This is a genomic window from Thalassospira lucentensis (assembly GCF_032921865.1).
Taxonomy (GTDB): Bacteria; Pseudomonadota; Alphaproteobacteria; order Rhodospirillales; family Thalassospiraceae; genus Thalassospira; species Thalassospira lucentensis_A.
In genome coordinates this window covers 3,954,205-3,965,758 of sequence record NZ_CP136684.1, presented here as the reverse complement: position 1 = coordinate 3,965,758, position 11,554 = coordinate 3,954,205, and the positions used below count along the sequence as shown (strand labels likewise).

Here is an 11,554-nt window from a genome sequence, read left to right as displayed (position 1 = left end):
AGGTTTCATGCGGCGGGGTATCCGGACTGTCATGTAAGCGGAGGACGATCAATTCACGGCACGGTGCCAGCCGTCTTGTCGGGCATCCATAACAAGGGCGATCCGCCTGAAACGGCCAAAAGTCATTACGGGAGAGGTGCGTCAATCGCACAAAAAAAGGGGGGCGATAATCCGCCGTCCCGATTTGTGGTGCGATTGGCCGGGACCCGGACCGGATGGCGAGACCGCGAGGCATCAAACGAGGACCGCCAACCCGAGACGACCAAAAGTCATCACGGAAGTGGTGTGTCCATCTCGGAAAAAGAGGGGGACGACAAGCTGCCGTTCCGGTTTGAGGCATCGCGGGAAGGGGCAGTCAGTCTGGGGGGCTAAAGGGCGTTGCCGGAGTGGGGGGCTGGGGGTGCTGTGTGCGCAAAAAGAAAGGGACGGCGATGTGCCGTCCCGTTTTTCGTTCGAGGTTCGAAGCGGATGCGGGGTCAGTAGACCATTTCGTCTTCGCCGCCGCCTTCGGAGATGACAATCTGGCCTTGGGCGGCGAGTTCCTTGGCGAGCTGGACGATCATCATCTGGGATTCCTCGACATCCGAGAGGCGGACAGGGCCCAGAGCATCCATGTCTTCGCGCATCATCTTGCCGGCACGTTCGGACATGTTCTTGAAGAACAGATCGCGCATCGCATCGGTCGAGCCTTTGAGGGCCAGTGCGAGTTTGTCCTTTTCGACCTGGCGCAGCAGGGTCTGAACGCCGTTGTTGTCCAGCCGGGCAAGGTCTTCGAAGGTGAACATGAGGGCCTTGATCTTTTCCGCAGAGTCGCGGTTGCGTTCCTCGAGTGCGGTGAGGAAGCGGTCCTGGCTCTGGCGATCCAGGCTGTTGAAGATATCGGCCATCAGTTCGTGGTTGTCGCCGCGCGAGCCACGCGCAAGGTTCGACATGAATTCGGTGCGGAGTGTTTTCTCGATATTGTCGAGGACCTCTTTCTGTACGGCCTCCATGCGCAGCATACGCATGATGACCTCCATCGAGAAGTTTTCCGGCAATAGCGACAATACAGCGGCCGAGTGGGATGATTTCAGTTTCGAGAGCACCACGCCAACGGTCTGCGGGTATTCGTTTTTGAGGTAGTTGGCGAGAACCGCCTCGTTGACGTTGTTCAGCTTGTCCCACATGGTGCGGCCGGCGGGGCCGCGAATCTCTTCCATGATGCCGTTGACGCGGTCTTCGGGAAGGACCTTGGACAGCAGGCGTTCGGTCGTATCGAACGAACCGACCAGCGAGCCGGTCGAGGAAAGCTGATCTGCAAATTCCACAAACAGACGTTCGACGATATTGGAGCTGATGGTGCCAAGGCCCGACATGGTCTGGGAAATCTCTTTGATTTCCTCGTCATCCATCATGCTGAACATTTTGGTGGCGTGTTCTTCACCAAGTGCCAGCATCAGAATCGCGGCTTTTTCCGGGCCTGCAAGCGACCTGTATTCTTCTTTTACGCGCCCCACTGGTGGTCTTCTCCGTCACTGCGTTCATTCGCCGGGTTTGTTCACCCGGGCGAACATGCCTGTTTCTAGCGGCAAAGAATATAATCTATTTATCAACAATTCTATAAAAGCTAAGCGCAGGATGCAAAGGTAACTGACGAAACCGTCCGTGGAAGTGATTGGAAAAGCGTTATTTGTCCAAAAGCCGGGGCCTGTGATGTGTTTCACAGGGTGATGATCTCCGGCGCAATTGACGAGATGGTTGAAAACGCTGGTATCAGCTTGACTTGGCATAGGTGCTGGTCTAACAAAGGCGCGCCAATAGCTGGTCATTTGGGGGCGTAGCTCAGTTGGTTAGAGCGCCGGCCTGTCACGCCGGAGGCCGCGGGTTCAAGTCCCGTCGCTCCCGCCATGATCACGCATCTGTTGTCTTTGTTCGGACGTTTCGTCCTTTCCGCGATCGCCTTTTCACGTGCAGCGCATGTTGCTTCGCAAGAAACGGACTTGATCATGACGTTACGCGACCCGATATCGGAGAGCAGAGAATGGCAAAAAGATTAGGAAGTTTCCGGCCTTAGGTGGTGTTAAAACCGCTTACGGGGCTGGAACTTGTGCGGTGCATACGTTATGGTGCGCCGGTATAGGCCAGGTGGGGACCTGGTCGGGTCAAAAGAGGCCTGTTCTTGAGAGGTCAGAGAGATGCAAGAGCTTCTTTCGGAATATCTTCCGATCCTGATTTTCATCGGGATCGCCGTCGGTCTCTCGGCGGTTATCGTCATCGCGTCGCTGGTTCTGGCCAAGCAGGCTCCTGATGTTGAAAAACTGTCCGCATATGAGTGCGGGTTTGCGCCGTTTGAAGACGCGCGCATCAAGTTTGATGTCCGGTTCTATCTGGTCGCCATCTTGTTCATCATTTTCGATCTCGAAGTTGCGTTCCTGTTCCCGTGGGCTGTGACCCTTGGCGACATCGGCACCTTCGGTTTCTTTTCTATGGTGATCTTCCTGGCTGTGCTGACGGTCGGATTTGTCTATGAATGGAAGAAGGGAGCATTGGAATGGGAGTGAGCACCAATACAGGCGCCCCCCTGGCACCCGGTCAGGATCAGGATACCCTGCTTAAAGGCGTGTTCGACGAGATGAATGACAAGGGCTTTGTCCTTGCCAATCTCGACAAGCTGGCAAGCTGGGCAAGCACCGGTTCGCTGTGGCCGATGACATTCGGTCTGGCCTGCTGTGCCGTGGAAATGATGCATGCCGCCGCGTCGCGTTACGACCTTGACCGTTACGGTCTTGTGTTCCGTCCGAGCCCGCGTCAGTCCGACGTGATGATCGTTGCCGGCACGCTTACCAACAAGATGGCACCGGCACTGCGCAAGGTTTACGACCAGATGGCCGAACCGCGCTGGGTGATCTCGATGGGATCATGTGCGAATGGTGGCGGATATTATCACTATTCCTATTCGGTGGTGCGCGGTTGTGATCGCGTTGTTCCGGTGGACGTATATGTTCCCGGGTGCCCGCCGACAGCCGAAGCGCTGATTTACGGCGTGATGCAGTTGCAAAAGAAAATCCGCCGTACCGGTGTCCTGACACGCTGATCCTTAATAGGGGGCTTGCATGAGCGAAGTGCTCAGCGATAACAGCGCCGCGCTGAAAGATCTTAAAGATCTAGTGGTGTCCCAGTTTGCCGACAAGGTTCTGGAAACCCAGTACCGTTATGGCGAACTGTCCATCGTGGTCAAACGCGATGCTATTCTTAAAGTTCTGACATTCCTTCGCGATGATGCGGGCTGCCTGTTCAAGCAGCTTGTCGACATTTGCGGGGTTGATTATCCCGAACGCGCCGAGCGTTTCGACGTCGTGTATCACCTGCTGTCGCTCAAGCATAACCTGCGTGTGCGTGTGAAGGTCCGTACCGACGAAGATACCCCGGTGCCCAGTGCCGTTCCCGTATACAGCGCCGCCAACTGGTTCGAGCGCGAGACATGGGATCTGTTCGGCATCTTCTTTGACAATCACCCGGACCCGCGCCGTATCCTGACGGATTATGGCTTTGAGGGTCATCCGCTTCGCAAGGATTTCCCGCTGACCGGTTATGTCGAGGTTCGCTATGACGACGAGCAGAAGCGCGTTGTCTACGAGCCGGTGAAACTGGTTCAGGATTTCCGTAACTTCGATTTCGAAAGCCCGTGGGAAGGCATCCAGCATGTTCTTCCCGGCGATGAAAAGGCGGAGGGCAAGGCCTGATGTCGGAACAAAAAATCAAAAACATGACCATGAACTTCGGCCCGCAGCACCCTGCGGCGCACGGCGTTCTGCGTCTGGTTCTTGAAATGGATGGCGAGGTTATCGAACGCGCCGATCCGCATATCGGCCTTCTGCACCGCGGTACGGAAAAGCTGATCGAATATAAGACCTATATTCAGGCGACGCCGTATTTCGACCGTCTCGACTATGTCGCGCCGATGAACCAGGAACATGCCTATTGCCTGGCCATCGAGAAGCTGATGGGTGTCGAGGTGCCGAAACGCGCCCAGTATATCCGCGTCCTTTATGCGGAAATGGGCCGTATCCTGAACCATCTTCTGAACCTGACCGCCTTTGCGCTTGACGTTGGTGCGATGACCCCGCTGCTGTGGGGCTTCGAGGAACGTGAAAAGCTCATGGAATTCTATGAGCGCGCCTGTGGTGCCCGTCTTCATGCCAACTATTTCCGTCCGGGCGGCGTTGCAGCCGATCTTCCGGCCGGGTTGCTGGCCGATATTGATGCCTGGTGTGATCAGTTCCCGAAATTCGTCAACGATTTCGACCGCATCCTGACCGGCAACCGTATCTTCAAACAGCGTACTGTTGATATCGGGATCGTTTCGCCCGAGGAGGCCCTTGACTGGGGCTTTACCGGGCCGAACATCCGTGCATCGGGTATGGCGTGGGATCTGCGTAAATCGCAGCCCTATGACTCGTACGAAGATTTCGATTTCGACATTCCGATCGGCAAGACCGGCGACTGCTATGATCGCTTCCTGGTGCGTTTCGAAGAAATGAACCAGTCGCTCAAGATCATGAAGCAGGCCATCAAGGAAATGCCCGATGGTACTGTTATCGTTGAAAATAACAAGGTGGCGCCGCCGTCGCGTTCAGAAATGAAACGCTCGATGGAAGCCCTGATCCATCACTTCAAACTCTTTACCGAAGGGTTCCACGTTCCGGCTGGCGAATGCTATGCCGCGGTCGAGGCACCGAAGGGCGAGTTTGGCGTGTATCTCATTTCGGATGGCTCGAACCGTCCGTATCGCTGCAAAATTCGCGCACCCGGGTTCCCGCACCTTCAGGGCATCGACTTCATGTCCAAGGGCCACATGCTGGCCGATGTCGTTGCCAATATCGGGTCGCTTGATATCGTGTTCGGTGAGATTGACCGATGAGCCATTTGAGAAGACCAGCTCCGAGAGAGCTTCAGCCTGTCAGCTTTGCGTTTTCCCCGGAAAACATGGAGCGGGCAAACAAGATTATTGCCAAGTATCCGGAAGGCCGCCAGCAGAGCGCGGTCATGCCACTGCTTGATCTGGCACAGCGTCAGACCGAAGGTAACTGGGTTCCGACTGTCGCAATGGATTACATTGCCGACATGCTCGATATGCCGGCCATTCGCGTCTACGAGGTGGCGACCTTCTATACGATGTATAACCTTGCCCCGGTCGGCAAGAACTTCATCCAGGTCTGCACCACGACGCCTTGCTGGTTGCGCGGTTCGGCGGATGTCGTTGATACCTGCAAGAAGGAACTGGGCATCGGAATCGGTGAAACCACCGAAGACGGCCAGTTTACCCTGATCGAGGTTGAATGCCTTGGCGCGTGCGTTAACGCACCGATGATGCAGATTAACGACGATTATTACGAAGACCTGACTGCCGATAGCACCAAGTCGATCCTTGATGCCCTGAAAAAGGGTGAAAAGCCGAAAGCCGGTCCGCAGATCGGTCGTCGCGGCTGCGAGCCGATCGATGGTCCCAAGGTTCTGAAGGCATTCTGTGGCTGCGGCGCTGCCGATCAGTCTGCTGATGCAAGCGAAGGGGAGGCCTGAGATGCTGCAGGATAAGGATCGTATCTTTACCAACCTGTACGGTTTTCAGGACTTCGGTCTTAAAGCGGCACAGGCACGTGGCAACTGGGACGGCACCAAGGCCCTGATTGAAAAAGGGCGCGACTGGATCATCAACGAGATGAAGGCATCCGGTCTGCGTGGTCGTGGGGGCGCTGGCTTCCCGACCGGCCTGAAATGGTCGTTCATGCCCAAGGAATCCGATGGTCGTCCGAGCTATCTTGTGGTGAATGCCGACGAGGGCGAGCCGGGCACCTGTAAAGACCGCGAGATCATGCGCAATGATCCGCATACCCTGATTGAAGGCTGCCTTCTGGCCAGCTTCGCGATGAATGCCCATGCCGGATATATCTATATCCGCGGCGAGTTCTATCACGAGGCATCGAACCTTCAGCGTGCGATTGACGAAGCCTATGAGGCCGGTCTGCTTGGCAAGAATGCCTGTGGTTCGGGCTGGGATTACGACCTTTATCTGCATCTTGGTGCAGGGGCGTATATCTGTGGCGAGGAAACCGCGCTGATCGAAAGCCTTGAGGGCAAGAAAGGCCAGCCGCGTCTGAAGCCGCCATTCCCGGCGAATGCCGGTCTGTATGGCTGCCCGACCACGGTGAACAACGTCGAATCGATTGCCGTGGTGCCGGAAATCCTGCGCCGTGGCGGTGCATGGTTCACCGGTTTTGGCCGTGAAAACAACCACGGTACCAAGCTGTTTGCGATTTCCGGCCATGTCGAGAAGCCCTGCACGGTCGAGGAAGCCATGAGCATTCCGCTGCGCGAGTTGATCGACAAGCATTGCGGCGGTGTTCGTGGCGGCTGGGACAATCTTCTGGCGGTTATTCCGGGCGGTTCGTCCGTTCCGCTGATGACCAAAGACATTTGCGACAATGTGCTGATGGATTTCGATGCCCTGCGTGAAGTGGGATCGGGTCTTGGTACGGCGGCGGTGATCGTGATGGATAAGTCCACCGACATCGTTTACGCCATCGCGCGTCTGTCGGAATTCTACCAGCATGAAAGCTGTGGCCAGTGCACACCGTGCCGTGAAGGTACGGGCTGGATGGCGCGCATCATGGCGCGCATGGTCCGGGGACAGGCCACGCTTGATGAAATTGACCTGCTGTGGGATGTGACCAAACAGGTCGAAGGCCACACCATTTGTGCGCTTGGCGATGCAGCCGCATGGCCGATCCAGGGTCTGATCCGTCACTTCCGTCCCGAAATGGAACGGCGGATCAAGGAATATCGCGCACGGATCGCGGCCTGAGAGGGGCCTGTTGAGAGGGATTGAGACATGCCGAAACTGACAGTTGACGGTATTGAAGTTGAAGTAGAAGCCGGGGCGACAGTCCTTCAGGCCTGTGAAGAGGCCGGGAAGGAGATTCCGCGTTTCTGCTATCACGAACGCCTGTCAATCGCCGGCAACTGCCGTATGTGTCTGGTTGAGATGGAACGCGCACCGAAGCCGGTCGCGTCCTGCGCCATGCCTGCGGCAGATGGAATGGTGATCAAGACGGATTCCGATCTGGTCAAGAAAGCACGCAATGGCGTGATGGAATTCCTGCTGATCAACCATCCGCTGGATTGCCCGATCTGTGACCAGGGCGGTGAATGTGACCTTCAGGACCAGGCGATGGCCTATGGTTTTGACGCGTCGCGCTATGCCGAGAAAAAGCGTGCGGTGAAGGACAAGGAACTGGGCCCGATCGTCAAAACGATCATGACCCGTTGCATTCACTGCACCCGTTGCGTCCGTTTTTCCGAGGAAGTCGCAGGTGTCGGCACCATGGGTGCCGTTTACCGTGGCGAGGATACCGAGGTCGGACCGTATATCGAAGCATCGATCAATTCCGAACTTTCGGGGAACCTGGTCGATCTTTGTCCGGTTGGCGCACTGACGTCCAAACCCTATGCGTTTACCGCGCGTCCGTGGGAATTGAAAAAGACCGACAGCATCGACGTTATGGATGCGGTCGGATCAAACATCCGTATCGATTCCCGCAGTGCCGAAGTCATGCGCGTTCTGCCGCGTACCAATGACGACGTGAACGAGGAATGGATTTCGGACAAAACCCGTTATGCGATTGACGGCCTGAAACGCCAGCGCCTGGATCGTCCGTATGTGCGTGTCGATGGCAAGCTGAAAGCAGCAAGCTGGGAAGAGGCATTTGCCGCGATCAAGGCAAAGGTTTCCGGGCTTGATGGCAGGAAGATTGCAGCGATTGCCGGTGACACGGTCGATTGTGAATCGATGACGGCCCTTAAGGACCTGATGGGGACCCTTGGGTCGCCGAACCTTGATTGCCGTCAGGACGGTTCGAAAATCGGCGGTCCGCGTGCGTCCTATATCTTTAACACCACGATTGCCGGGATCGACGAAGCCGATGCCTGCCTGATCGTTGGGGCGAATGTCCGCGCAGAAGCACCGATCATCAACTCCCGCCTGCGCAAGCGCTGGCGTGCGACGGCCGGTGACTTCAAGGTTGGCATCATCGGCGAAAGCTGGGACCCGACCTATAAGCACGACTATCTTGGTGCCGGTGCGGAAACGCTTTCCGCGGTTCTCGATGGCAAGAACGATTTCGCCAAGGTTCTGAAAGCCGCCGAAAAGCCGATGATCATCGTTGGTATGGGCGCGCTTAACCGTGACGACAGCGATGCGGTTCTGGCGACCGTCCGGGCGATTGCCGACAAATACGGCATGGTTTCGGGCGAATGGAACGGGTTTAACGTCCTGCACACCGCCGCATCGCGCGTTGGTGGCCTTGATCTGGGCTTTGTTCCGGGCGAGGGCGGTCTTGCGACCAACGACATCCTTGATGCCGCGGCAAAAGGAGATGTCGAGGTTGTTTACCTTCTGGGTGCCGATGAAATCGACATGTCGAAACTTGAGAAGGCCTTTGTGGTCTATCAGGGGGCGATGGGCGATGCCGGTGCACAGGCCGCAGACGTGATCCTTCCGGGTGCTGCCTATACCGAAAAGAACGGTACCTACGTCAATACCGAAGGCCGCGCCCAGCAGGGCTGGCGCGCTGTTTTCCCGGTTGGCGACGCCAAGGAAGACTGGGCGATTGTTCGTGCGCTTTCGGGCGCACTTGGCCAGGCGCTTCCGTATGACAGCATTGAAGCCGTGCGTTCGCGCATGGTTGAACTCAGCCCGACTTTCACCTCGCTGAATGCTGTTACCAAGGCAGAGTGGGCCGATTTCGGCAAGAAAGGCGATATGAAGCCAGACAGCTTTACCTCGCCGGTTCGCAATTTCTATATGACCGACCCGATCAGCCGTGCATCGGTGACGATGGCCAAATGTACAGAGGCCTTTGTCAAGGATGCGGCTGCCGAGAAGGTTGCCTGAGTTTGGGGGGCGGCGATGACATCGTCGCCCGTCCCGCAAGGGGGTGTCCCAATTCAGGGACGAAACGCAAAAGATACGGTTTGACCGATGGAACTTCTTTGGGACGGATATATTGAACCGCTGGTCTGGATCGTCGCCAAGATTTTGGCGATTGTTGTCCCGCTGCTGGTTGCTGTCGCCTATCTGACCTATGCCGAGCGCAAGGTCATCGGTGCGATGCAGTTGCGCAAGGGCCCGAACGTTGTGGGGCCGTTTGGTCTTCTGCAGCCGCTGGCCGATGGTCTGAAACTGTTTCTGAAAGAAACAATCGTTCCGACCAGTGCCAACAAGGGCGTGTTTATCATCGCCCCGATGCTGACTTTCATTCTGGCGATCATTGCCTGGGCGGTTATTCCGTTCGACGAGGGCATGGTTCTGGCGGATCTGAATGTCGGCATTCTGTACCTGTTCGCGATTTCATCGCTGGGTGTTTACGGCATCGTGATGGCCGGTTGGGCATCGAACTCCAAATACGCCTTCCTTGGTGCGCTGCGTTCCGGCGCCCAGATGGTTTCGTATGAGATTTCGATTGGCCTGATCATCATTTCCGTTCTGCTGACCACCGGGTCCCTGAACCTGAGCGACATCGTTCGCGGCCAGGGCGGCGGTATCTGGGAATGGAACTTCATCTATCACCTGCCGATGTTTGTGGTCTTCATCGTGTCGATCCTGGCCGAAACGAACCGCGCACCGTTTGACCTTCCGGAAGCGGAAGCCGAGCTGGTGTCGGGTTATAACGTCGATTATTCGGCAATGACCTTTGCGCTGTTCTTCCTGGGTGAATACGCGAACATGATCCTGATGAGCGGTCTTTGCGCCGTTCTGTTCCTGGGGGGCTGGACCGCGCCGCTGCCGGTTCTTGATTTCATCCCGGGGCCGATCTGGTTCATCCTGAAGATTTGCTTCGTTCTGTTCATATTCCTCTGGGTGCGTGCGACATTCCCGCGTTACCGCTATGACCAACTGATGCGTCTGGGTTGGAAAGTCTTCCTGCCGCTGTCATTTGCCTGGGTCATGCTGGTCGCCACGTTCCTGGTTGCTTTTGACAAGGTCCCGGCCTGATCGCCGCGCATCGGAAAGAGAGAGGTAAACGATGTCATTTATTGATCGGACGGCCCGGAGCTTCCTGCTGGTGGAACTCGTTTCCGGCATGGCGCTCACCCTGAAATACATGTTCAAGCCGAAGGTGACGCTGAACTATCCGTATGAAAAGGGTCCGCTGAGCCCGCGTTTCCGTGGCGAACATGCGCTGCGTCGCTATCCCAACGGGGAAGAGCGTTGCATTGCGTGCAAACTTTGCGAGGCGATCTGTCCCGCGCAGGCCATCACCATCGAGGTTGAGCCGCGCACCGACGGTTCGCGTCGTACGACGCGCTACGATATCGATATGACGAAATGCATCTATTGTGGTTTCTGCGAGGAAGCCTGCCCGGTGGATGCAATCGTCGAAGGTCCGAACTTCGAGTTCGCAACCGAAAACCGCGAGGAGCTTCTCTATGACAAGGACAAGCTTCTTGAAAATGGCGAGCGTTGGGAAGCCGAGCTTGCTGCACGATTGGAGGCAGACGCACCTTATCGGTAAGTGTCGCGTCTGATCGTTAAAGAGAGAGTTCATGGGCCGCTGTCTGCCATTGGGGCGGGGCGGCTCGCCAAGGGGGTACCTTATGGTCGTACAGGCTTTGGCTTTTTACCTGTTTGCTACTGTCGCGGTTCTGTCCGCGACTGCGGTTGTGACCGTTCGCAACCCGGTGCATTCGGTACTGCTGCTGATTTTGACATTTTTTAACGCAGCCGGGCTTTTCGTCCTGCTGGGTGCTGAGTTTCTCGCCATGCTGCTCGTCGTCGTCTATGTCGGCGCGGTCGCGGTTCTGTTCCTGTTCGTCGTCATGATGCTCGACATCAACTTTGTCGAGATGCGTCAGGGTTTCCTCAACTATCTGCCGATCGGGGTTCTGATCGCGCTGGTGCTGTTTGTGGAACTGGCCTTTGTCGGCGCGGGCTGGGCACTGTCTGATGACAAGGTTGCGGTTCTGGCGCATCCGACGCCCGCCGGACTGACCAATGTCGAGGCGCTTGGCCAACTGATCTACACCGATTACGCATACATCTTCCAGGCCGCTGGTCTGGTGCTGCTTGTTGCGATGATTGGCGCAATTGTCCTGACGCTGCGTACCCGTGAAGGTGTCCGCCGTCAGAAAATCTACGAGCAGGTCAAACGCGATCGCGCTGACACGCTTGAAGTCAAAAAAGTTCCGGTCGGTAGGGGGATCTGATGGAAATCGGTCTTGCACATTATTTGACCGTCGCGGCGATCCTTTTCACACTCGGGATCTTTGGCATCTTCATGAACCGCAAGAACGTCATCATCATCATGATGTCGATCGAGCTGATGCTGCTGGCAGTCAATATCAACCTTGTCGCGTTCTCGTCGTTCCTTGGCGATCTCGTCGGACAGGTCTTCACCATCTTCGTCCTGACCGTTGCCGCCGCCGAGGCAGCGATCGGTCTTGCGATCCTGGTGGTCTATTTCCGTAACCGCGGCACGATTGCGGTTGAAGACATCAACATGATGAAGGGGTAAGGCAG

The 11,554-nt window shown here is 56.5% G+C and carries 12 protein-coding genes and 1 tRNA gene; 12 read left to right on the top strand and 1 reads right to left on the bottom strand.

Annotated features, from left to right (window positions below; genetic code table 11):
* Positions 1 to 476: 476 nt before the first annotated feature.
* Positions 477 to 1,496, bottom strand: a complete 1,020-nt coding sequence (fliG, locus tag R1T41_RS19175) for a flagellar motor switch protein FliG (protein ID WP_062948556.1) — start codon at positions 1,494 to 1,496, stop codon at positions 477 to 479.
* Positions 1,497 to 1,810: 314 nt separating this feature from the next.
* Between fliG and R1T41_RS19170 the strand changes: the two genes are divergently transcribed.
* The 12 genes from R1T41_RS19170 to nuoK all read left to right on the top strand — a co-directional run bounded on the left by R1T41_RS19170 (position 1,811) and on the right by nuoK (position 11,549).
* Positions 1,811 to 1,887: transfer RNA gene (locus tag R1T41_RS19170), tRNA-Asp, on the top strand.
* Positions 1,888 to 2,174: 287 nt separating this feature from the next.
* A complete protein-coding gene (locus R1T41_RS19165) occupies positions 2,175 to 2,540 on the top strand; it encodes an NADH-quinone oxidoreductase subunit A (protein ID WP_007089406.1) in 366 nt (121 codons plus the stop codon).
* Positions 2,531 to 3,073, top strand: a complete 543-nt coding sequence (locus R1T41_RS19160) for a NuoB/complex I 20 kDa subunit family protein (protein WP_007089407.1) — start codon at positions 2,531 to 2,533, stop codon at positions 3,071 to 3,073. The genes R1T41_RS19165 and R1T41_RS19160 overlap by 10 nt, the downstream gene beginning before the upstream one ends.
* Positions 3,074 to 3,092: 19 nt before the next feature.
* Positions 3,093 to 3,722, top strand: a complete 630-nt coding sequence (locus R1T41_RS19155) for an NADH-quinone oxidoreductase subunit C (protein ID WP_062948558.1) — start codon at positions 3,093 to 3,095, stop codon at positions 3,720 to 3,722.
* A complete protein-coding gene (locus R1T41_RS19150) occupies positions 3,722 to 4,900 on the top strand; it encodes an NADH-quinone oxidoreductase subunit D (RefSeq protein ID WP_317338608.1) in 1,179 nt (392 codons plus the stop codon). Before R1T41_RS19155 ends, R1T41_RS19150 begins: the two co-directional genes overlap by 1 nt.
* Positions 4,897 to 5,559 carry an NADH-quinone oxidoreductase subunit NuoE gene (nuoE, locus tag R1T41_RS19145; RefSeq protein WP_062948562.1) on the top strand — a complete coding sequence of 221 codons (663 nt, stop codon included), beginning with the start codon at positions 4,897 to 4,899 and terminating at the stop codon, positions 5,557 to 5,559. The genes R1T41_RS19150 and nuoE overlap by 4 nt, the downstream gene beginning before the upstream one ends.
* 1 nt (position 5,560) lies before the next feature.
* A complete protein-coding gene (gene nuoF / locus R1T41_RS19140) occupies positions 5,561 to 6,841 on the top strand; it encodes an NADH-quinone oxidoreductase subunit NuoF (RefSeq protein WP_062948564.1) in 1,281 nt (426 codons plus the stop codon).
* Between the two features lie 27 nt (positions 6,842 to 6,868).
* Positions 6,869 to 8,929, top strand: a complete 2,061-nt coding sequence (nuoG, locus tag R1T41_RS19135; protein ID WP_317338604.1) for an NADH-quinone oxidoreductase subunit NuoG — start codon at positions 6,869 to 6,871, stop codon at positions 8,927 to 8,929.
* A gap of 87 nt (positions 8,930 to 9,016) precedes the next feature.
* Positions 9,017 to 10,030: an NADH-quinone oxidoreductase subunit NuoH gene (gene nuoH, locus R1T41_RS19130; protein WP_062948568.1), complete on the top strand. Its 1,014-nt coding sequence runs from the start codon at positions 9,017 to 9,019 to the stop codon at positions 10,028 to 10,030.
* 31 nt (positions 10,031 to 10,061) lie between these two features.
* Positions 10,062 to 10,550 (top strand): NADH-quinone oxidoreductase subunit NuoI, encoded by a 489-nt coding sequence (nuoI, locus tag R1T41_RS19125; RefSeq protein WP_062948570.1) that lies wholly within the window; start codon positions 10,062 to 10,064, stop codon positions 10,548 to 10,550.
* An 82-nt stretch (positions 10,551 to 10,632) separates the two neighbouring features.
* Entirely contained in the window at positions 10,633 to 11,241 is a 609-nt protein-coding gene (locus R1T41_RS19120; protein ID WP_317341596.1) for an NADH-quinone oxidoreductase subunit J, read from the top strand.
* Complete coding sequence (gene nuoK / locus R1T41_RS19115) at positions 11,241 to 11,549, top strand: NADH-quinone oxidoreductase subunit NuoK (protein ID WP_007089416.1); 309 nt, start codon at positions 11,241 to 11,243, stop codon at positions 11,547 to 11,549. The genes R1T41_RS19120 and nuoK overlap by 1 nt, the downstream gene beginning before the upstream one ends.
* The last annotated feature ends 5 nt before the right edge of the window (positions 11,550 to 11,554 follow it).